Consider the following 19,674-nt stretch of genomic DNA (forward strand, 5'->3'; position numbering starts at 1 on the left):
TCCCCCTCTTTTCATAGCAAATAAGTTTTAAAAAGGTAGCGAATGATTCCTACAACGTAAGCCGAAACCGTTCCAAATACAATGACGTTTCCAGCCAGCTTGAACATGTTGGTCGCAACGCCGAGAACAATTCCTTCACTTCGATGTTCAAGCGCTGCACTCGTCATGGAATTGGCAAAACCCGTAACAGGAACGGCTGAACCTGCACCTGCGAATTGACCAATACGATCATATATCCCAAACCCGGTTAAGAGCGCAGATATTAAAATAAGGGTTGCGACGGTAGGATTACCTGCATTTTTTTCATTAAAGTCAAAAAATGCAATATAGAAATTTTGAATTGCCTGTCCTAATGTACAAATGATTCCCCCTACCAAAAAGGCCTTTAGGCAATTTGCCACATATGAAGGTTTAGGCTGAAATGGTTTAATGCTTTCTTGATAGTTATCTTTTAATTTTTGATTATTTGCCATGTTACATACATCCTTTTCTTATTGATTAACAAAATAAATCCAATGAAATAATGACCCGCATACTTTGCCTAGTACAATGGCCATTAACAATAAAATAAGCTTGCCTTCCATTCCTATTCGTTTCGTTAACGTCGGCAATACATTAAGCACTTCTGTTAACGCTGCTGCCAGCATCCCAATAAAAATACCGCTCGTTAGACCTATGATCATAATAAGCACCGCAGGAAACTGCCACGTGTATTGATGAAGACTGCACCAACCGCCTGTAACGGCACCACCTACGACTCCCCACTCATATGCTTGAATGTATTTCATGGTTTTGGTCAGCTGCATCAAACGCGGAATAATGCCCAGCACCGTTAAAAATGCTACAAATCCAGCACCTGCAGCCAATCCTCCCGCAAGTCCAATTACAATGGTCATCACAATGTTAATGATCATCAATTTTTTTCATACTTTCTTTATTCTCGTGCATAATGACGTATTGATCTAAGTCTTGCTGGTAATTAAACATTTCGACTTCGAGAGGACTAGGCTCTTCATTAATTCGTTTTCTAAAGACGTGGTTAAAAAACAGAATCATTCCCAACCCTAAACCGATAGAGTAAGGTACTTGAATCAGCAAAGGCTGCTTATCTCTCAGACCGGTCAGCATATAGAACAATTTTTGATGTACTTGTCTCATACTCACATCTTCGTGAAAGTTCATAATTGCTAAAGCAGCTCCGATGAAGAGAAGAAACCAAACAGCTAGAAAAAACAAAAAGGAATATTGTCTCTTTTTATACACGACCTCTACAATTGTTTGAGCGGGTCCAATCGTCTGAATGTCTAAGTGCGGATACTGAGAGGCAACTTTTTCAATTACCTTCATTAAATCAACAATGATAATATTTCGATCACTCATACTTACTTGATAGACAATTAGCTTTTCAATTTGCTTTTGAACAGAATCTCCTGCTATAACCATTGCTAATTGTCCAATATTTACAGCTTCATCAGGTTTTACTTGAATACGATGCCTCATTTTAAGATAAAGAACGTTTTCCATTCATATCACACCTTACGATTCATTATCTCCCTGTACGTGTAGTATGGATTTTCTTAAATTTTCTAATTCACGTTTCTGAACAGACCATTAATTACCAAATAAAAAAAGCAATCCGTTTCACTATTCTTCTTTGAATAGCAAAACGGATTGCTTCTTAAGTATTACGTGTCATTCATATGCAGCTTCATTTGTTTTAAGATTTTCTTCTCAAGCCTCGATACCTGAACCTGAGAAATTCCTAGCCTTGCGGCCACTTCGGACTGAGTTTGATCTTTGTAATACCTCAAATAGACAATGAGCTTTTCACGCTCATCAAGTTCTTCAATTGCTTCTTTTAAAGCAATTTTATCAAACCACTTCGCTTCCGTATGATCAGCAATTTGGTCAAGAAGGGTAATTGGATCTCCATCATTTTCATAGACGGTCTCGTGAATAGACGAAGGAGCACGATTAGCTTCTTGAGCCAGCACTACTTCTTCAGGAGTGAGATCCAAATGTTCTGCAACCTCAGCGACTGTAGGGACGCGTCCAAGCAATTTGGAAAGCTCATCTTTTGCTTTACGTATTTTATTGCTCATTTCTTTCAGAGAACGGCTAACCTTTACCGTGCCATCATCACGAATAAACCGCTGAATTTCACCAATAATCATCGGAACAGCATATGTTGAAAATTTAACATCATACGATAGGTCAAATTTATCAACGGACTTTAATAGTCCTATACATCCAATTTGAAATAAATCATCGGGCTCATAACCACGGTTAATAAAACGTTGAACAACCGACCAAACGAGCCGCATATTTTTTTGGACGATTGTATCTCGTGCAATTTGATCACCTTGCTGACTGCGCTTGATGAGGTCTTTAACTTCATGATCCTTTAAATACGGTTCGTTTTTATTTTTTTTGACCTCCACATCCATTGGCAAGTCTCCTTAATTACATAGCGCTTTACTATTTGTTAAGTGCTTTTTTAAATATAAGGTCGTACCTTCTAATACAGTAGACTCTACTCGAATTTCGTCCATAAAGTTTTCCATTATGGTGAAACCCATTCCAGAGCGTTCTAGATCTGGTTTCGTTGTGTATAAAGGCTGCTTTGCTTCATCCACGTTATCGATACCAATTCCTTCATCACGAATCATCAGCTCCACTACACCGTCTTCATGAAGCGTCACAGAAATATATACCACACCATCCGGATTGCTTTCGTAGCCGTGAATAATAGCATTTGTTACTGCTTCAGATACGACTGTTTTAATTTCTGTTAACTCATCCATTGTTGGATCTAACTGTGTAATAAATGATGCTACCGTGACGCGGGCAAACGATTCATTTTGACTAAGCGCGGAAAATTGGAGGTTCATTTGATTTTTCATTATGCCACCCCCAATTTTTGAAGCGCGTTTTCTTCATTAGGTTCAAAACGAATAATTTTAAATAAGCCTGACATATTAAACAAACGTTCTACAGCGGGAGAAATAGCGCATACAACCATTTCCCCACCGTTATTATGAACTTGTTTGTATCTCCCTAAAATAACCCCCAAGCCAGAGCTGTCCATAAAGGTTAAATGCTGTAGATTTAAAATCAAATGGCTGATAGATTCCTTCTCTATCGCTTGGGTGATTTTGCTTCTTAGCTCTTCTGCCGTATGATGATCTAATTCTCCTGTTAATCGAACCAACAAGACATCTTGTTTGAATTCCAGTTCAATTGAAAGACTCACTATACAAACCTCCTCGGAAATCTTATAGTCAATCTTTCGCTGCCAACAGAATAGAATCCTTCTCACCGACAAAACTAGTTCTATTTCGTCACATTTAGCTGTTTAAGATGTTTGAGAGAAAATAGAGAACGTACGTTTAAATAGCTTCCACCAAGAAGCAGCATCGATATCTTCTTTTGCAAGAAGCGGTGAAGAACTCATTACTTTGTTATCCTTCTTAATGGTCAACGTTCCAATTTTGTCGCCTTTTTGAATAGGCGCATTTAACTTCTCGTTCATTTTCACTTCTGTTTTAACATCTTTGGCTGCATTTCCTTTTTTCAATAAAACAGAAATAGGCTCTGACGTAACGGCTGTTACCTGATCTTCACTACCCTTGTTTACATCTATCTTGGCAATAACGTCTCCTTTTTTGTATAAAGGCTTCGTTGTATATTGACTGAATGCGTAGTCTAACATTTTGGTTACTTGATTATTGCGATCTTTTGGCGTGCTTGCACCGAATACAACCGCTAACACACGCATATTTCCCTTTTTAGCGGTAGCTGTCAGGCAATACTTAGCTTGACCTGTAAATCCCGTTTTGAGTCCATCAACCCCGGGATAAAACTTCACTAAGCGATTCGTATTTACTAACCAAAACTTCTTATCTGTATCCGTGCGTAAATAAGCTTCGTATTTACTTGTATAGTTAATAATTTTTTCATACTTTAGTAGCTCTCTGCCCATCATGGCCATATCATGAGCTGTACTATAGTGATTTTCTACAGGCAGGCCTGTCGGATTTTGAAATTTTGTATGAGTCAAACCAAGCTCTTTCGCTTTTTGGTTCATCTTTGCTACAAATTTTTCTTCTGATCCAGCTAAATATTCAGCCATTGCCATAGAAGCATCGTTACCAGAACCTATCGCAATCCCTTTTAGCAAATCATTTACCGTCATTTCTTCTCCGGGCTCTAAAAAGATTTGTGAGCCTCCCATTGAAGCGGCATATTCACTTGCTCGCACTTTATCTTTTAAGGTAATTTTCCCTTTATCCAAAGCCTCCATAATTAAAATCATTGTCATAATTTTAGTCATACTGGCAGGGGGAAGTTCTTGATTACTATTTTTTTCGTATAGAATTTTTCCTGTATCCCGTTCAATTAAAATAGCTGACCTAGCACTGTCAGCAAGCTCAGAACTCTTTTTTTCTGCGGCTAAAACAGGTTGCGTCATAAGTGGAAATAAAAATATGACAACGAGTAACTTTACAATAGTTCGCTTCATCTCCACAAACCTCCATTCTTTATACAACCTATTTTTTCCAAGGTATAATCGATTTATACTAAACGAAATAAAAAAAGCATCGAGAAATTCTCGATGCTTGAAGTCATATTTTCTTCTTATTTTTGATCAGCTGGAAGTTGCTTTACTACTTCTTTTACAAGCGATAAAAACTGCTGTTTTACTTTTTCAGTCGTTTCAATCACTTCTTCATGATTTAACGGCTGATCTAAAATACCAGCTGCCATATTAGAAATACAAGAAATACCCAGTACTTTCATACCTGCATGGCGTGCTACAATAACTTCTGGTACTGTAGACATACCGACCGCGTCTCCCCCGATAATGCGAAGCATTCGTACTTCAGCAGGCGTTTCATATGTTGGACCTGTATTTCCTACATATACACCTTCTTGTAAGGCGATATTTAAATCAGCTCCTACTTTCTTCGCTAATTGACGAAGGTCCTTGCAGTAAGCAGTTGACATATCCGGGAATCTTACGCCAAAATCAGAGTCATTAGGTCCAATCAAAGGGTTCGTTCCAAAGTTATTAATATGATCAGAAATAATCATTAAGTCTCCTGGATTAAAGGATTCGTTTACTCCGCCTGCTGCATTCGTTACAATCAACGTTTCTACACCGATTTCTTTCATTACGCGCACTGGAAATGTTACTTTATCAAGGGCGTACCCTTCATAAAAGTGAAAACGTCCTTGCATAGCTACAACCGGTACGTCATGAATAGTACCTATTACTAATTGACCTGCGTGACCTTCAACTGTTGAAACCGGGAACTCAGGAATGTCGTTGTACGAAATTTTTACCGCGCCTTCAATTTCGTCAGCTAATACCCCTAGTCCAGAACCTAAAATAAGCCCAATGGTTGGTGTAACAGCTGATTGATTTTTAATATATGCTGCTGCTTTTTCAATATATTCTTTTTTCATACTCCATTCCCCCTGCTTAATTCAGCTCTTGTAAAAAACTTTTTCCATGCTTAGGCATTGCTACGCCAAAATTTTCTGCTACCGTTGCGCCAATATCCGCAAACGTTTGACGAATAGAAAGTTCTTTTCCTTCTTTCATGCCTTTATTGTACACAAGAAGCGGCACGTATTCACGCGTATGGTCTGTCCCATGATGAACAGGGTCATTTCCATGATCCGCTGTAATAATCAATAAATCATCTTCTTTTAATAAATCAAATACTTCTTCCAAGCGTGCATCATATTCTTCAAGCGCTTGCCCATATCCTTGTGGATCGCGGCGATGGCCATAGAGAGCATCAAAATCAACTAAATTTAAGAAGCTTAAGCCTGTGAAGTCCATGTTTAATGTATCAACTAGCTTATCCATGCCGTCCATATTCGACTTGGTACGAAGAGATTTTGTGACCCCTTCTCCGTCGTAAATATCAGAAATTTTACCGATAGCAATAACATCGATGTCATTGTCTTTTAATTCATTCATTACTGTACGTCCAAAAGGCTTTAATGCATAGTCATGACGATTGGATGTACGAGTGAAGTTACCTGGTTCACCTAAAAACGGGCGAGCGATAACACGTCCAATCATATATGGATCATCAAGCGTTAATTCACGAGCAATCTCACAAATTTTGTACAATTCATCAATTGGAACAATTTCTTCATGAGCAGCAATTTGCAAAACAGAATCTGCTGATGTATAGACGATTAAGTCACCTGTTTCCATATGCTGTTTTCCTAGCTCATCTAAAATTTCTGTACCAGATGCTGGTTTGTTTCCAATAATTTTACGGCCTGTTTTTTCTTCTAATTGTGAAATCAGCTCTTCTGGAAATCCGTCTGGAAACACATTAAAAGGCGTATCAATATTAAGACCCATAATTTCCCAATGACCTGTCATTGTATCTTTTCCGGCAGAAGCTTCCTGCATTTTTGTATAGTAAGCCAACGGCTTTTCGGCTTTATCAATTCCTTTAATTTCACGGATATTGCTTAGACCAAGCTTAGCCATATTAGGCATATGAAGACCGTTGCAGTGTTCTGCAATATGACCAAACGTATCGGCACCTTTATCATTGTATTTTTCAGCATCCGGTGATTCACCGATACCTACTGAATCCATGACAACTAAAAATACGCGTTTATATGTATGCGCCATTTTATTCCCTCCAAATATCAATTTATTTATTCTCTATAAAATTCCCGTTTGGAAATAATTTAACCATCTTCTCTTATTGGTCAGAAGTCTGACCTCTCTATTAGTATAGACGCTTTTTATTTTTTTGTACACAGGAATGAAAGTGTTTTCAATCAAAAAAACCAATGTCTATGAACTTACTGGACATTGGGATCTTCCTACGCTCGCGGGTGAAACTGATTGTATACATCTTTTAAACGCGCTTTTGTGACATGTGTATAAATTTGAGTGGTCGAAATATCCGCATGCCCGAGCATTTCTTGAACAGCTCTCAAATCCGCGCCGTTCTCTAACAAATGAGTAGCAAACGAATGGCGTAACGTATGTGGAGTTAATTCTTTTTCAATTTTTGCTTCAGAAGCTAACTTTTTTAATATTTTCCAAAACCCCTGCCTTGTCAAGCGCCTTCCATGATGATTAACAAAAAGTGCTTTGTCCTGTTCCTTTTGCTTTGTTAAAATACTCCGGCCATGCTGTAAGTACTCTTCAATCGCCTCTGTTGCCAACCTTCCGATGGGGACAATTCTTTCTTTATTCCCTTTTCCGATACACCGAATAAATCCCATCGTCAAATGTGCATCATCAATATTTAAGTTAACGAGTTCAGATACACGAATTCCAGTAGCATAAAGCAATTCAAGCATCGCTTTGTCTCGTATGCCAAAAGGCGTCGAAGTATCAAACACATTTAACAGCGCCTCTACTTCCTCTGCATTTAGCACTTTTGGCAGCTTGCGCTCAAGCTGCGGAGTATCAATATGAACGGATGGATCTGTATCCGCTGCTTTTTCCCTTAGTAAGAATTGATGAAAAGATCTAGTTGAAGCCACATGTCTCGCAATCGTTTTAGATGATTTTTGCTGATCACTTAAATATTTCAGAAAATTAACGATGTGGAGTCTTGTTACTTCATTAAATGATTTCAGCTGCTCTACATGCTCTAAATATTGAGCATACTTTTTTAAATCTCGTTCATACGAATCAATCGTATTTTTCGCCAGTCCCCGCTCTACTACTAAATAATGAATAAAATCTTGAATTTGATCATTCAATAGCCTCTACTCCCCGTTTTGATAAAACATAAATAAACGCTCCAGCCACGTCTGATCTTTGTTCACACTTGCTTGCATGACCTTAACTGCTGAACCCGACGGCTCATCATAACGTTTATAATTTTGATACTCTTGAGATACCCATATCATTCCAAAATAAAACAAAAGAGTAAACCCGGTAAATAAGATAAATACTTTACATGTATTATATACCATTTCAGCCCATGATTTCATGAAACAATTCCTCCAATTTTTGATTCTATTAGAAGATATGCCAATTGGGACAGGTTTTATACATGTTTCTTGCCTTTATACGCTGAGTTCTCTCCTTGTCATTTCCTTCCTTTCTATAAAACCATATAGCTTGTAACCTCGTTATTTTTTCTATTTATGTACAACAAAAAACCTTCTCCATTATGGAAAAGGCTTTTACTGCTTGTCTTCTTTATCCTGACAGCGATGGCAAATGCCATGAAATGTCAAGCGGTGATCTTTAATTTTAAAATTCCATTGCTTTTCCACAATTTCTTCAACGTCTTCAAGCAAATCTTCTTGAATTTCGTCCACAGATCCACATTCCATACACACAAGGTGATGATGAAAGTGTGCGGCTCCTTCTTGTCTTAAATCGTAGCGAGAAACGCCATCGCCAAAGTTTATTTTATCAACAATTTTAAGTTCAGTTAACAATTCTAACGTACGATAAACAGTTGCCAATCCAATTTCCGGAGACTTTTCCTTGACGAGGAGATATACATCTTCGGCACTTAAATGATCCTCTTCATGTTCAAGAAGTACTCTTACAGTCGCCTCACGTTGAGGTGTCAATTTATAGCTAGCTGAGTGCAACTGCTGCTTAATTCGCTCAATTCGACTTTCCATAATTATTCCCTCCCTCGCCATTCACTAATCCATTATATCAGATGTGTCGAGGGTGTCAAAATAAAGTTATTCTTAATAAGAAAAAAGAATTCTTTTTATTTAATACTTATTCTTACTTATTTAATAGAGCCATTACACTTTTCATTAAAGTAGGTGATACGTAAGCTTCAACTGTAGCTGCACAGGCAACCAAACATATCATTGCAATCATCGTGCCGCTATAGCGTAAAAAGGATGCAGAAATAGGCTCCGCTGCTTTTTTAAAAAACTGCTGCCGCACGAGCTTCAAAGAAAAGGCAACTGAAGCTGCAGACAGAATCAGAAATGCCGGTATGAGAAAGATATTTTGCGGCATAACAGATACAAAAGATAGCGCAAACCCAGAGAGTCCCATTTGATTGACTAAAAAGCCTACGGTAAAACCAATCACCATTCCTTTTAAAAACAGCAGAATTAACACTACAGGCAAACCAATAATAGCAATTCCTAGTATCCAAATGAGCCCTAAGTATTTAACATTGTGAAAAAAACTTTGCTGAAACATTTCAACGCTGCTTGCTACTTCCCCACTCTTTACCTGTCCGAAAAACCGGTTTAAATAGAAGTACAGGTCTTCTTTTTGATCAAGCGTCAAACTATTTACAACAATAGCCCCAAAAATGATTCCCATTAAAAACAGCACGGTTACAAATAAATAAATAGAACTGTTTTCTTGAAAATGTCTTGCATACGATAATGGCAATTGTTTTTTTCTCATCGTCTTCCTCCTATTAATCGCTTAATAGAGTGTATGATAGAGTACAAAAACTATGCCAAGAATCTTTTAAATCTATCACATAAAAAAGAGATTAAGACATAATGAAATTAATCTAATCTAAATAAGAACAAATGAGATAGTATGGATAGCTTGTGACACCGCTGTTGATTTTCATGCAAGGCTTCGCTTTCCGCGGGCGGCCGGTGAGCCTCCTCGTCGCGTACGCTCCTGCGGGGTCTCACCTATTCCGCTTTTCCCGCAGGAGTCTTCGCCTTGCCCTCCAATCAACCGCTAGAACCAACTACATAAATGAAAGCTACGTTCACCATCAACTTAAAAAAAATCCGAACGAATTTGATTCTAAATCAAGAATCTCTATTTATCGTTCGGATTTTTCTTCAACTAAAATATGGTTGTCACACATTTTTTAAGCTAGAGATACGCGCATGCCTGTTTTTTCTCACATCAAATGACGTTTCAATGTAAACCTCTAAATTGCTAGATTGCCGTACGTATGTAAAAGAAAAAACTCTCTTACTCTCCTAATCCGCTTTTTAACTGTAAGTACTGCACAGCATATGCTGTTTTTGCATCGTAAATTTCTTTGTTTTGAATAAGAGTAAGGGCCTCATCTACAGTAACTTCCATCACTTCAACAAATTCATCTTCGTCCAATTCCGCTTTGGTGGTCATCACTTTTAAATCTTCTGCTAAATAAACGTGAACCAACTCATCTGCAAAACCTGGCGATGTGTAAAAAGAAATAATATGGCTAAGGGAATCTGTTGTATAGCCCGTTTCTTCTTCTAACTCACGTTTTGCCGTTACAATCGGCTCTTCTCCTTTTTCTAGCTTTCCGGCTGGAATTTCCACTAAAATACGATCCATCGGTCTGCGATACTGTTTGACCATAACCATTTTATGATCGCTTGTTAACGCAATGACAGCGACAGCTCCAGGATGCTTAACTACTTCTCTTGTACTCGTTTTTCCGTTCGGAAGCTCTACTTCTTCTAAGTACAAATCAATCACTCTGCCTCCAAACAGCTTTTCAGAAGACCGCATTTTTTCTGTTAAATGATCCATTTTCTCCACCTCGTTCTATTTTTTTGACTCTTACATATATTCTATCATACGAATCTTGGGAGGTAGAAAAAATGAAAGTTTATGTTCACGAGAAGCAAATCATTTTAGTCGGTAAAGCATGGGAAATTAAGCAAAAGTTAAAAGAATACGGCGAACAATTTCAGTATGTTGATGAGTGGACGAACGCTATCTCTCAAAATTTTAATTCTTACAAACAACAAGCAGACTGCAGACACTAATTGTGCTGCAGTTTTTTAATCTTCTTATTTGAGTTTCTCTCTATCATAGCGCTACAATAGATAGAAACAAGTAAAAAATAAGGAGTGGCATATATGGAAAAAAGACGCTTAGGTACTTCAGATTTGCTAGTCAGTACATTAGGTTTAGGATGCATGTCTCTTGGCACGGAACAGAAACACGCTGTCAATATGATTGATGAAGCTCTGGAATATGGCATTAATTATTTTGATACAGCAGATTTATATGACTTTGGCTTAAACGAGGAGTTTGTGGGACAAGCTTTAAAAAACCGCAGACATGATATTGTTTTAGCCACAAAAGTAGGAAATCGCTGGAATGATGCAAAAGACAGCTGGACGTGGGATCCGTCTAAAGCTTACATAAAAGATGAAGTAAAAGAAAGCCTGCGCCGGCTTCAAACGGATTACATCGATTTATATCAACTGCACGGAGGGACTGTTGAAGACAATATTGAAGAAACGATTGAAGCATTTGAAGAATTAAAACAAGAAGGCGTCATTCGCTACTATGGTATTTCATCTATCCGCCCGAATGTGATTCGAGAGTATGTGCAAAACTCTTCTATTGTCAGTGTCATGATGCAATACAGCTTGTTAGACAGACGTCCTGAAGAAAGTGCACTTCCCCTTTTGCACGATAACGGCATTAGCGTTGTAGCCAGAGGTCCAGTAGCCAAAGGGCTGCTAACCGAAAAAGGAGAGCAAAAGCTTGCTGCATTCGAAGGTAAGGGATACTTAGACTATAGCGGTACGGAATTATCAAAAACGATTGAAGCATTTCGTCACGTACGACCAAATCACTCTCTGAATTCAACTGCACTTCAATACTGTTTAGCTAATCCTGCGGTAGCCTCAGTTGTAGCGGGAGCAAGCTCTTCTTCACAGCTTCGTGAAAACGTAAAGGCTGTCGAGACCTCCCCCCTACAGCCTACTGAAGTTAACAAACTGCACTCGATCTTTAAAGCAAACCAATATGAAGCTCATCGTTAAAAAATAAAAGCGCCTTTATCGGCGCTTTTATTTTTTAAATTCGGACCAGTTCATATCACTTTCATTTAACAGTTCTTCAAACGATTTATTTTTTTCTTTTTCTTTTCGAATTCGAGCAGCTTCTTTACGTTCTGTTTCTTTCTGCTCTTCTTCTTTTAAAGAAAGCGCCTGTTTTTTAGCCTGAAGCTGTTTTAATAAGCTATCATTTAGCTGATCTTTGATACTGAGCTGATTATTTTGTTTTTGTGCTGATTGTTTTTGCTTTTTTTTAGCCATCACAATTCCCCCGCTACTTTAATTGAGAGATATTGTATCATATTCTTGCTTTTGTTACCAAAAATCAAAATGCATCTAGTTTTACATGTTCATCAATGATTAAAGTTGGCTCTGTAGACTGTTGAATATCTTCTACCGTATAGCCTTTCGCTACTTCGACAAGTTTTAGGCCTTCTGCCGTAATGTCAATGACCGCTCGATCTGTAATAATACGATCTACTACCCCTTTTCCTGTCAGAGGGAGGGTGCACTCACTTAAGATTTTAGGTTGGTCTTTTCTCGTCACATGTTCCATAATAACAATGATGCGCTGCGCTCCATGAACTAAATCCATTGCACCGCCCATTCCTTTAATCATTTTTCCAGGAATCATCCAGTTAGCTAAGTCACCAGTTTTTGAGACTTCCATGCCTCCTAAAATCGCAATATTAATATGCCCTCCGCGAATCATGCCAAACGATTCAGCACTGTCGAAGTAAGAAGCCCCTTTTGTCGCCGTTACGGTTTCTTTGCCTGCATTAATTAAATCAGGATCTACTTCTCCTTCTTTCGGATATGGTCCAATGCCTAACAGACCGTTTTCGGACTGAAGCACAACCGTTTTATTATCTGAGATATGATTAGCCACAAGCGTTGGAATACCAATTCCAAGGTTTACATAAAATCCGTCCAAAATTTCTTTTTCAGCACGTTTTGCAATTCGCTCTCTCACGTTCACGCCGTTTTCAATCATGAAAAATCTCTCCCCTTTTGTTATTTTTGAACGGTTAAACGCTCAATACGTTTTTCTTGTTCACCAATAATTAACGATTGAACATATACACTAGGTGTGTGGATAATATTTGGATCAAGTGAACCTGTTGGATGAAGTTCCTCTACTTCTGCTATCGTCACTTTTCCTGCTGCTGCAATCATTGGGCTGAAATTGCGCGCTGTCTTGTTATACACTAAATTCCCCATATGATCGGCTTTCCAAGCTCTAACCAAACTAAAATCAGCTTTTAACGCCTCTTCTAGTAAATATTCTTTCCCATCAAACACACGAACTTCTTTTCCTTCAGCAATGGGTGTTCCCACTCCCGCTGGTGTATAAAATGCAGGTATGCCCGCTCCGCCGGCGCGAATCTTTTCAGCTAGCGTGCCTTGAGGTAGCAATTCTACTTCAATTTCTCCTGACAATACTTGTCTTTCAAACTCTTTATTTTCTCCCACGTAAGAGCCAATCATCTTTTTAATTTGTTTGTTTTTCAGAAGCAGTCCAAGTCCCCAGTCGTCTACGCCGCAGTTATTTGAAATTACGGTTAAATCTTTTACCCCTGTTTCAACTAACGCTAAAATCAAATTCTCCGGAATTCCACATAAACCAAAACCACCGACCATCATCGTAGCACCGTCGTGAATATCTTTCACCGCTTCTTTAAACGACGTATGTACTTGTTTCATACATAACCACCCCTTCGTTATTTTTGAAAACGCTTTCTAATCTATTATAAAAGATTTTTATTTCTTTTTAAATATATATATAACTAAAAATTATAATTTAATCATTTTTTTGTCAAAAAAGTTATATTAGTAGACAAAATTCAAAGAAAAACAAAAACGCCACGAGTTCCAAAGCAGTATGTTTGGAATCTGTGGCGTTATGATATAGCTTTAATGTTTGTTAAAGCTATATCAAAAATTAAGGACGTTCAACGATTGTTGCAACACCTTGGCCTCCGCCAATACATAACGTTGCTAAACCAAGTTTTGCGTCGCGTTTTTGCATTTCATGAATAAGTGAAACTAGGACACGTGTACCACTTGCACCAATAGGATGTCCAAGCGCAATTGCTCCACCGTTTACATTTAAAATATCATGGTTAAATTGAAGTTCACGATCCACAGCGATTGACTGTGCAGCGAATGCTTCGTTTGCTTCTACTAATTGAACATCTTCTAATGAAACAGCAGCTCTTTCAAGCGCCTTTTTCACTGCGCTTACAGGACCGATTCCCATAATGCTTGGGTCTACTCCAGCAGTTGCATTAGCTTTAATAGACACTAATGGTGTTAGGCCTAACTCGTCTGCTTTTTTACGGCTCATTACCACTACTGCAGCTGCACCGTCATTGATACCAGATGCATTACCAGCTGTTACTGAACCGTCTTTTTTGAAAGCTGGACGTAGCTTTCCTAGACTTTCAGCCGTTGTGCCTGCGCGTGGGAACTCATCTTGTTCAAAAATTGTTACTTGGCCTTTTCTTCCAGGCACTTCTACTGGCACAATTTCATCTGCGAAACGGCCAGATTGAATAGCTGCTTCTGCTTTTTGCTGACTTGAAGCTGCAAATGCATCTTGTTCGTCGCGAGTAATTTCATATTTATCACACAGGTTTTCAGCTGTAACGCCCATATGGTAGTCGTTAAATGCACACCATAATCCATCTTGGATCATGCTGTCGACTACTTTTTGATCGCCCATTTTAAACCCGTTGCGTGCATTTTTTAATAGGTATGGTGCTTGGCTCATGTTTTCCATTCCACCAGCAACAATCACATCAGCATCCCCAGCAAGAATCGCCTGTGTAGCGAGATGTACTGCTTTTAGTCCTGATCCGCATACTTTATTGATGGTTAATGCTGAAACAGTTTCAGGTAACCCTGCTGCTAAAGTTGCTTGTCGTGCTGGATTTTGTCCTAAACCTGCTTGTAAGACATTTCCCATAATAACTTCATCTACTTCGTTTGCTGATACCCCTGCTTTGTTTAAAGCTTCTTTAATTACAGTACCACCTAAAGTTGTTGCGGATACATTTTGTAAGCTTCCCCCAAAGCTGCCGATTGCTGTACGTACAGCGCTTACAATGACTACTTCTGTTTGACCCATGTCGAAAACCTCTCCTTACTGTTTGATTACTGTGATTAACTGTCACTTGTATTAATTTCGACATCGCTTGCGAAATTCCTCTTTTTTTGTAAAAATTTATAATTTTTATTGAATTTTAATTTTTTAGAATTAAAATAAATATTAGTAAGCGTTTACATTGTGGGAGGAGAGCGGTTTATGGGATTTCCTGAAAAAGTAACAATTATAGAAGTTGGTCCACGAGATGGACTTCAAAATGAAAAAAATTTTGTTCCAACTGATAAAAAAATTAATTTTATCAAAAAATTAAAAGAAGCTGGACTATCTGAAATCGAAATTACATCCTTTGTTTCTCCAAAATGGGTTCCTCAAATGAAAGATGCTTCTACTATTGCACCTATATTCCAGCCTGATACATGCCGAAACATTGTACTGGTGCCGAATCAAAAAGGCTTGGAAAAGGCACTGCAAGCTGATTGCCGCTCGGTTGCGCTTTTTATTGGCGTAAGCGATACTTTTAATCAAAAAAATATTAACAAAAACACCGAAGAAGCTGTCCAAACGCTGCTTCCTCTCATTCAGCAGCTTAAGCAGCAAGAATGTTTTATTCGCACCTGCATTTCCACCGCCTTTTATTGCCCATATGAAGGAAAAATAAATGAACGTGACGTGCTGAGCCTTTGCGAAAGCTTTGTGGAAGCTGGAGTAGATGAGCTAAGCGTTGCCGATACAATTGGCATGGCAAATCCTAAAGATGTATTTTCACTTTTCCCGAAATTAAAACAAAGTTTCCCCCACACGCTACTTGCTGCGCACTTTCACGATACGAGAGGATTGGCTATTGCCAATATCTATGCAGCTCTGCAAGCCGGTATTAACAGGTTCGATTCATCCGCTGGCGGGCTAGGAGGATGTCCATTTGCTAAGGGAGCAACGGGAAACGTAGCTACCGAAGATCTTGTCTTTATGCTTCATGAAATGGGTATTTCCACTTCTATTAATGAAGAAAAGCTGCTCGAAGCGGTCGATTTTATCGCTCCTTACATTTCAAGACCGATTGAAAGCAAGCAATACTCTTTATTTGCACAGCGTTAAAAATTAGGTTTTTATGAGAGCGATGCTATAATAACTAATAGCTATATTAACAAAAGGAGCCGCTAATCATGAAAAAATGGCTATTATTAGTAGGAAGCGTTCTCGGAGCATTTGCCGCTCTTGGCATCTTTTTTACAAATCAAATGATGTACATCCGTAAAAAGACCGACAAAGTTATTATTGACCGCGATACGGAAGATGGCTTTTATGATGAGAAAGTCTATAGCACTCTTCCTAAAGAAGCATTTGTACTTCCTTCTTCTCTAGGCTATAACATAGCTGGAACCGTTATTAAACAACACGATAACAACCGATTTATGATTCTTTCGCATGGAGTCACAGTTCATTCACTGAATTCTATGAAATATGCTCGGCTTTTTCTGAAGCTTGGATGGAACGTCGTTCTTTATGATCATCGCCGTCACGGCAAGTCTGAAGGGAAAACAACGAGCTACGGCTATTATGAAAAGCTGGACCTTCAATCTGTTGTTCACTGGGTAAAAGAACAATTCGGTTCAACTATTTCCCTTGGGATTCACGGGGAGTCTATGGGAGCTGCGACCACTCTTTTATATGCTGGAATGGAAGACGGAGCTGATTTTTATATTGTCGACTGCCCTTTTTCAGACTTGGAAGAACTTCTTGCCTATCGCTTAAAACAAGATTTTCACCTGCCCAAACAGCTTGTGATGCCAGCAGCCAATATTATTTTAAAATGGCGAGAAGGCTATTCATTTAAAGACGTATCCCCCATTTCAGTCGTAGATCAAATCAAACATCCTGTTCTGTTTATCCATAGTAAAGAAGATGACTATATTCTTCCTAAAATGACGGAGCAGCTGCATGCAAAAAAAATGGGTGCAAAACGGATGTATTTGGCACCTGTAGGCACTCATGCCCGCTCGTATGCTGATAATCCAGGGGAATATGAACAAGTTATTGAATCATTTTTAGAAAAAATACAAAAAGAAGCGCATTAAAGCGCTTCTTTTGTTTTATCGATGAATGACATGCGCGGATTTAAAATTTGAGAAGGACATTTTAGCATAAACGCATATGCACTTTCATTGTAGTCAACCGTCATATTATCATCTAGAAATACTTGCTTTGTTTTTTCGACAAGAACGGGAACAAAATTCGTCTCGATGGTCACATCATCGCTCTCTTTTTCATCAACAATCCATAGCGTCGTTACACCGCTCACCACACAGCCGCATCCATCCGTATCGTATTTCAATTTTAAATATAGTGAAGAATCTTTTCCGTACTTTTCTTGTATTTTTGTTATTGCTTTATCTGTAAAGGTAATATTCATTTTCCTTTAACTCCTTTTAAACTAATTGTATAAACAAACGAAAATTGCTTATATAATGAGTATAATACACATCTTGCTTTCATTAAACTCTGGCGCTTCATATAGGTGTGTACAAAAAGGAGGTTTTTCTATGTCAAAAGTACAAATTAAAGTAATGGATAACGGTTCTTTCCGTGTCACTGGAGACGTTGAATTAATTGATGCAGACGGCAATAAATTTGAAACAAAGCCGACATTTTCACTATGCCGATGTGGCCAGTCGCAAAAGATGCCCTTTTGCGACGGAAATCATAAAGGAAAATTCGACTCTTGTGTGCGCGCTGCAAAAGTTTTAGACGAGCAGTAGATTCATAGAAATACAGCTTTACTGAACGAAAGCATTAACGAAAAACATTGATAACCTGTGATTAAAGCACAGGTTATTTTCTATTAAACGCATCCCCTGCCAATTTTTCTACGAGCCCCGGGGCAAGCTGATACACCTTCGAACCCATGTTCATCCACTTAGGCAAGTTGACTTCTCGTTTTGATTTCCCAATAATATTGACCGTTTTTTCAGCTACGTATTGAGGTTTTAACATAAACTTTTCTACACTTTTTTCATAGTTTCCTGACTGATCCGCTATTGAAAAAAAGTTGGTTTGAATAGGACCTGGATTCACTGCGGTTACATAGATATCCGTTTTTGCTAATTCCATTCGCAGGCTGTTGGTAAACCCTAGCACGGCATGTTTAGAAGCTGAATAGCCACTGGATTTAGGCGTTGCCAGTTTGCCTGCTTGAGAAGCAATGTTAATAATATGTCCTTTGTTTTCTTTTAGCATATAAGCTAAAATTTCTTGTGTACATGCAATTAATCCAATAACATTGACTTGAAACATTGATGCAATTGTCGAAATGGATGCTTCTTTCACTTCTTCAAATACACCAAAGCCTGCATTATTAATCAGCACATCAACACGCTTAATTTCACTTATCATTTTCTGAACAACACTTCTGACTTCCTCTACGTTCGCTACGTCAGCTTTATATATGTAAGAGGTAATCCCATACTTTTGATTAATTTGCTCAGCTACTCGCTGCAGCTTTTCTTCTGTACGTGCAAGTAAAACGGGGACGCCCCCTCTTTTGGCCACTTCATAAGCTAAATGTTCTCCAAGACCTCCTGAAGCGCCTGTAATCACGACATGTTGGTTCTTTAACGAGGATTTCAAATATAACACACCTTTTTTGTAAGTTAAGAGCACACAGAATAAATAAGCGTACTTTCCTTTTCATGTGTACTGATTTTATTTGCATCTTCTAAAAAATCGAGCTGACCAATTGTTTCAGAAAGAGTTAGCCCTAGTTCTTTTTCATAAATAGTAGGAAATAGCTGTTTGCAAATATCAAACGCTGTTTGAGGGCGTTCTTTTATCATGCTAAGCACTTTATCCGCTCGGTCGCTTTGCTTTTGTAACCTCTCTTGTACAAGTTCACGGACATGTAATACTTCATCTCCATGACCTGTATAGATACAGCTTATCTCTAAGTCAAGCAGACGTCTTAACGAATGATTATATTGAAGAAGCGTTTTAGGCCGCTCGCCGCTTGGTTTCATAGGAGGTTCAATAAGCGGATTAGATGAAATATGCTTTAACAGCAAATCTCCTCCAATCATAACCGCTGTTTTTTCATTGTATAATGCAATATGGCTTTGAGCATGACCGGGCACTTCAAGCACTTTCCAACTCTCTAGGCCCGGAATGTAATCTCCTTCCTGCACAGAAGTCGTAAGAGAACGGTGACATGAATACTTCATTGATGCTTTTAAACGTTTTAAATAGGGGCGAAATCTTTCATCTACGCCCGCTTTCATAAAGTGATCTTCAAAAAACGCATCGTACCACTCAAAAAAATCCGGATTCTGAGAGATCCAAGGCTGATTTTTCGCATGACCGACTATGGCGATATCTTTATCAAAAAAATCAAGCATTCCTACGTGATCAGGATGGTGATGAGTTAGGACAACTTGTTTAATATCATCTGGTTTTAATCCTATTTCATTAAGCTTTTCTTTAAATACAGACCACGCTGCCTCCGTTTTAATACCAGCATCGATTAGCGTAACGGTCTGACCTTTTATAACAAAAACATTCACATCTCCTACCGCAAAAGGAGTAGGCAGCACAATTTTATACAATTGCTCATTCATCTGTATTTTTGCTCCTTTACCATCGCATTTTCTTTTAAGTTTACACGATTTCCCCCCTTATTTATACAATTGCTTTCGTTTTCTGAAAATTACATTGACATCCCTCTCTTTTTCATTGCATAATGACAGAAATATAGTGAAGTTTTATTCATATCTTTAGATAACTATGCATTTTATAAAGAAGAGATACACAAACACAAACCTTTAACAGAT

The 19,674-nt window shown here is 38.3% G+C and carries 26 protein-coding genes; 5 read left to right on the forward strand and 21 right to left on the reverse strand.

Features of this window, described 5'->3' with window-relative positions; genetic code table 11:
- Window positions 1-11: 11 nt before the first annotated feature.
- The 14 genes from spoVAC to CEQ83_RS21310 all read right to left on the reverse strand — a co-directional run bounded on the left by spoVAC (window position 12) and on the right by CEQ83_RS21310 (window position 10,483).
- Window positions 12-473 (reverse strand): stage V sporulation protein AC, encoded by a 462-nt coding sequence (gene spoVAC / locus CEQ83_RS21245; RefSeq protein ID WP_028411545.1) that lies wholly within the window; start codon window positions 471-473, stop codon window positions 12-14.
- Between the two features lie 18 nt (window positions 474-491).
- The gene (locus CEQ83_RS21250; protein WP_014458301.1) at window positions 492-914 is read right to left on the reverse strand and encodes a stage V sporulation protein AB; all 423 of its coding nucleotides are present in this window, start codon (window positions 912-914) and stop codon (window positions 492-494) included.
- Window positions 904-1,524, reverse strand: coding sequence for a stage V sporulation protein AA (locus CEQ83_RS21255; protein WP_028411546.1), 621 nt, complete (start codon window positions 1,522-1,524; stop codon window positions 904-906). The genes CEQ83_RS21250 and CEQ83_RS21255 overlap by 11 nt, the downstream gene beginning before the upstream one ends.
- A gap of 161 nt (window positions 1,525-1,685) precedes the next feature.
- Window positions 1,686-2,447, reverse strand: a complete 762-nt coding sequence (gene sigF, locus CEQ83_RS21260; protein ID WP_013059074.1) for an RNA polymerase sporulation sigma factor SigF — start codon at window positions 2,445-2,447, stop codon at window positions 1,686-1,688.
- A gap of 12 nt (window positions 2,448-2,459) precedes the next feature.
- On the reverse strand, window positions 2,460-2,903 hold the full coding sequence (spoIIAB, locus tag CEQ83_RS21265) for an anti-sigma F factor (RefSeq protein WP_013084935.1): 444 nt from the start codon (window positions 2,901-2,903) through the stop codon (window positions 2,460-2,462).
- Complete coding sequence (spoIIAA, locus tag CEQ83_RS21270; protein WP_014458299.1) at window positions 2,903-3,253, reverse strand: anti-sigma F factor antagonist; 351 nt, start codon at window positions 3,251-3,253, stop codon at window positions 2,903-2,905. Before spoIIAA ends, spoIIAB begins: the two co-directional genes overlap by 1 nt.
- 102 nt (window positions 3,254-3,355) lie before the next feature.
- Window positions 3,356-4,522, reverse strand: a complete 1,167-nt coding sequence (locus CEQ83_RS21275; RefSeq protein WP_033579732.1) for a D-alanyl-D-alanine carboxypeptidase family protein — start codon at window positions 4,520-4,522, stop codon at window positions 3,356-3,358.
- A 116-nt stretch (window positions 4,523-4,638) separates the two neighbouring features.
- A complete protein-coding gene (locus tag CEQ83_RS21280; protein WP_155017505.1) occupies window positions 4,639-5,469 on the reverse strand; it encodes a purine-nucleoside phosphorylase in 831 nt (276 codons plus the stop codon).
- Between the two features lie 16 nt (window positions 5,470-5,485).
- Window positions 5,486-6,667, reverse strand: a complete 1,182-nt coding sequence (deoB, locus tag CEQ83_RS21285; protein ID WP_028411549.1) for a phosphopentomutase — start codon at window positions 6,665-6,667, stop codon at window positions 5,486-5,488.
- 197 nt (window positions 6,668-6,864) lie between these two features.
- Window positions 6,865-7,758: a site-specific tyrosine recombinase XerD gene (xerD, locus tag CEQ83_RS21290; RefSeq protein ID WP_028411550.1), complete on the reverse strand. Its 894-nt coding sequence runs from the start codon at window positions 7,756-7,758 to the stop codon at window positions 6,865-6,867.
- A 6-nt stretch (window positions 7,759-7,764) separates the two neighbouring features.
- Window positions 7,765-7,992 carry a YqzK family protein gene (locus tag CEQ83_RS21295; RefSeq protein WP_013059081.1) on the reverse strand — a complete coding sequence of 76 codons (228 nt, stop codon included), beginning with the start codon at window positions 7,990-7,992 and terminating at the stop codon, window positions 7,765-7,767.
- Window positions 7,993-8,187: 195 nt separating this feature from the next.
- Window positions 8,188-8,640, reverse strand: a complete 453-nt coding sequence (gene fur / locus CEQ83_RS21300; RefSeq protein ID WP_013059082.1) for a ferric iron uptake transcriptional regulator — start codon at window positions 8,638-8,640, stop codon at window positions 8,188-8,190.
- Between the two features lie 112 nt (window positions 8,641-8,752).
- Window positions 8,753-9,397, reverse strand: a complete 645-nt coding sequence (spoIIM, locus tag CEQ83_RS21305; protein WP_025750451.1) for a stage II sporulation protein M — start codon at window positions 9,395-9,397, stop codon at window positions 8,753-8,755.
- A gap of 534 nt (window positions 9,398-9,931) precedes the next feature.
- The gene (locus CEQ83_RS21310; RefSeq protein ID WP_028411551.1) at window positions 9,932-10,483 is read right to left on the reverse strand and encodes an NUDIX hydrolase; all 552 of its coding nucleotides are present in this window, start codon (window positions 10,481-10,483) and stop codon (window positions 9,932-9,934) included.
- Between the two features lie 71 nt (window positions 10,484-10,554).
- Between CEQ83_RS21310 and mciZ the strand changes: the two genes are divergently transcribed.
- Window positions 10,555-10,722, forward strand: a complete 168-nt coding sequence (gene mciZ, locus CEQ83_RS21315) for a Z-ring formation inhibitor MciZ (protein ID WP_033579730.1) — start codon at window positions 10,555-10,557, stop codon at window positions 10,720-10,722.
- A gap of 93 nt (window positions 10,723-10,815) precedes the next feature.
- Window positions 10,816-11,733: an aldo/keto reductase gene (locus CEQ83_RS21320; RefSeq protein ID WP_099000479.1), complete on the forward strand. Its 918-nt coding sequence runs from the start codon at window positions 10,816-10,818 to the stop codon at window positions 11,731-11,733.
- A 27-nt stretch (window positions 11,734-11,760) separates the two neighbouring features.
- Here CEQ83_RS21320 and CEQ83_RS21325 read toward each other — a convergent pair whose 3' ends face one another.
- The 4 genes from CEQ83_RS21325 to CEQ83_RS21340 all read right to left on the reverse strand — a co-directional run bounded on the left by CEQ83_RS21325 (window position 11,761) and on the right by CEQ83_RS21340 (window position 14,878).
- On the reverse strand, window positions 11,761-12,009 hold the full coding sequence (locus CEQ83_RS21325) for a YqkE family protein (RefSeq protein ID WP_099000480.1): 249 nt from the start codon (window positions 12,007-12,009) through the stop codon (window positions 11,761-11,763).
- A gap of 64 nt (window positions 12,010-12,073) precedes the next feature.
- A complete protein-coding gene (locus tag CEQ83_RS21330) occupies window positions 12,074-12,742 on the reverse strand; it encodes a CoA transferase subunit B (RefSeq protein ID WP_099000481.1) in 669 nt (222 codons plus the stop codon).
- Between the two features lie 20 nt (window positions 12,743-12,762).
- Window positions 12,763-13,452, reverse strand: a complete 690-nt coding sequence (locus CEQ83_RS21335) for a CoA transferase subunit A (RefSeq protein WP_028411555.1) — start codon at window positions 13,450-13,452, stop codon at window positions 12,763-12,765.
- A 238-nt stretch (window positions 13,453-13,690) separates the two neighbouring features.
- The gene (locus CEQ83_RS21340; protein ID WP_028411556.1) at window positions 13,691-14,878 is read right to left on the reverse strand and encodes an acetyl-CoA C-acetyltransferase; all 1,188 of its coding nucleotides are present in this window, start codon (window positions 14,876-14,878) and stop codon (window positions 13,691-13,693) included.
- A gap of 177 nt (window positions 14,879-15,055) precedes the next feature.
- Here CEQ83_RS21340 and CEQ83_RS21345 point away from each other — a divergent pair, with 177 nt between their 5' ends.
- On the forward strand, window positions 15,056-15,952 hold the full coding sequence (locus CEQ83_RS21345; protein WP_155017506.1) for a hydroxymethylglutaryl-CoA lyase: 897 nt from the start codon (window positions 15,056-15,058) through the stop codon (window positions 15,950-15,952).
- A gap of 68 nt (window positions 15,953-16,020) precedes the next feature.
- Window positions 16,021-16,932 carry an alpha/beta hydrolase gene (locus CEQ83_RS21350; protein ID WP_028411558.1) on the forward strand — a complete coding sequence of 304 codons (912 nt, stop codon included), beginning with the start codon at window positions 16,021-16,023 and terminating at the stop codon, window positions 16,930-16,932.
- On the opposite strand, the gene CEQ83_RS21355 is transcribed toward CEQ83_RS21350, so the two are convergent.
- Window positions 16,929-17,267 (reverse strand): iron-sulfur cluster biosynthesis family protein, encoded by a 339-nt coding sequence (locus CEQ83_RS21355; protein ID WP_028411559.1) that lies wholly within the window; start codon window positions 17,265-17,267, stop codon window positions 16,929-16,931. The two genes, CEQ83_RS21350 and CEQ83_RS21355, sit on opposite strands and share 4 nt — an antisense overlap.
- A 130-nt stretch (window positions 17,268-17,397) precedes the next feature.
- Here CEQ83_RS21355 and CEQ83_RS21360 point away from each other — a divergent pair, with 130 nt between their 5' ends.
- Window positions 17,398-17,613 (forward strand): CDGSH iron-sulfur domain-containing protein, encoded by a 216-nt coding sequence (locus tag CEQ83_RS21360; RefSeq protein WP_028410691.1) that lies wholly within the window; start codon window positions 17,398-17,400, stop codon window positions 17,611-17,613.
- 73 nt (window positions 17,614-17,686) lie between these two features.
- Here CEQ83_RS21360 and CEQ83_RS21365 read toward each other — a convergent pair whose 3' ends face one another.
- Entirely contained in the window at window positions 17,687-18,481 is a 795-nt protein-coding gene (locus tag CEQ83_RS21365; protein WP_028411560.1) for an SDR family NAD(P)-dependent oxidoreductase, read from the reverse strand.
- Between the two features lie 23 nt (window positions 18,482-18,504).
- On the reverse strand, window positions 18,505-19,461 hold the full coding sequence (locus CEQ83_RS21370; protein ID WP_028411561.1) for an MBL fold metallo-hydrolase: 957 nt from the start codon (window positions 19,459-19,461) through the stop codon (window positions 18,505-18,507).
- Window positions 19,462-19,674 lie beyond the last annotated feature (213 nt).

Source organism: Priestia megaterium (assembly GCF_009497655.1).
Classification (GTDB): domain Bacteria; phylum Bacillota; class Bacilli; order Bacillales; family Bacillaceae_H; genus Priestia; species Priestia zanthoxyli.

Excerpts from the sequence above, each read along its gene's own strand:
- CEQ83_RS21320 (WP_099000479.1), top strand. The coding sequence starts at position 10,816 with ATGGAAAAAAGACGCTTAGGTACTTCAGATTTGCTAGTCAGTACATTA.
- CEQ83_RS21280 (WP_155017505.1), bottom strand. The coding sequence starts at position 5,469 with ATGAAAAAAGAATATATTGAAAAAGCAGCAGCATATATTAAAAATCAA.
- CEQ83_RS21360 (WP_028410691.1), top strand. The coding sequence starts at position 17,398 with ATGTCAAAAGTACAAATTAAAGTAATGGATAACGGTTCTTTCCGTGTC.
- CEQ83_RS21335 (WP_028411555.1), bottom strand. The coding sequence starts at position 13,452 with ATGAAACAAGTACATACGTCGTTTAAAGAAGCGGTGAAAGATATTCAC.
- fur (WP_013059082.1), bottom strand. The coding sequence starts at position 8,640 with ATGGAAAGTCGAATTGAGCGAATTAAGCAGCAGTTGCACTCAGCTAGC.
- CEQ83_RS21250 (WP_014458301.1), bottom strand. The coding sequence starts at position 914 with ATGATCATTAACATTGTGATGACCATTGTAATTGGACTTGCGGGAGGA.
- CEQ83_RS21275 (WP_033579732.1), bottom strand. The coding sequence starts at position 4,522 with ATGAAGCGAACTATTGTAAAGTTACTCGTTGTCATATTTTTATTTCCA.
- CEQ83_RS21370 (WP_028411561.1), bottom strand. The coding sequence starts at position 19,461 with ATGAATGAGCAATTGTATAAAATTGTGCTGCCTACTCCTTTTGCGGTA.
- CEQ83_RS21345 (WP_155017506.1), top strand. The coding sequence starts at position 15,056 with ATGGGATTTCCTGAAAAAGTAACAATTATAGAAGTTGGTCCACGAGAT.
- CEQ83_RS21310 (WP_028411551.1), bottom strand. The coding sequence starts at position 10,483 with ATGGATCATTTAACAGAAAAAATGCGGTCTTCTGAAAAGCTGTTTGGA.
- CEQ83_RS21350 (WP_028411558.1), top strand. The coding sequence starts at position 16,021 with ATGAAAAAATGGCTATTATTAGTAGGAAGCGTTCTCGGAGCATTTGCC.
- CEQ83_RS21340 (WP_028411556.1), bottom strand. The coding sequence starts at position 14,878 with ATGGGTCAAACAGAAGTAGTCATTGTAAGCGCTGTACGTACAGCAATC.
- mciZ (WP_033579730.1), top strand. The coding sequence starts at position 10,555 with ATGAAAGTTTATGTTCACGAGAAGCAAATCATTTTAGTCGGTAAAGCA.
- spoIIM (WP_025750451.1), bottom strand. The coding sequence starts at position 9,397 with ATGAGAAAAAAACAATTGCCATTATCGTATGCAAGACATTTTCAAGAA.
- CEQ83_RS21325 (WP_099000480.1), bottom strand. The coding sequence starts at position 12,009 with ATGGCTAAAAAAAAGCAAAAACAATCAGCACAAAAACAAAATAATCAG.
- deoB (WP_028411549.1), bottom strand. The coding sequence starts at position 6,667 with ATGGCGCATACATATAAACGCGTATTTTTAGTTGTCATGGATTCAGTA.
- spoIIAB (WP_013084935.1), bottom strand. The coding sequence starts at position 2,903 with ATGAAAAATCAAATGAACCTCCAATTTTCCGCGCTTAGTCAAAATGAA.
- CEQ83_RS21330 (WP_099000481.1), bottom strand. The coding sequence starts at position 12,742 with ATGATTGAAAACGGCGTGAACGTGAGAGAGCGAATTGCAAAACGTGCT.
- CEQ83_RS21255 (WP_028411546.1), bottom strand. The coding sequence starts at position 1,524 with ATGGAAAACGTTCTTTATCTTAAAATGAGGCATCGTATTCAAGTAAAA.
- spoVAC (WP_028411545.1), bottom strand. The coding sequence starts at position 473 with ATGGCAAATAATCAAAAATTAAAAGATAACTATCAAGAAAGCATTAAA.
- CEQ83_RS21355 (WP_028411559.1), bottom strand. The coding sequence starts at position 17,267 with ATGAATATTACCTTTACAGATAAAGCAATAACAAAAATACAAGAAAAG.
- CEQ83_RS21295 (WP_013059081.1), bottom strand. The coding sequence starts at position 7,992 with ATGAAATCATGGGCTGAAATGGTATATAATACATGTAAAGTATTTATC.
- sigF (WP_013059074.1), bottom strand. The coding sequence starts at position 2,447 with ATGGATGTGGAGGTCAAAAAAAATAAAAACGAACCGTATTTAAAGGAT.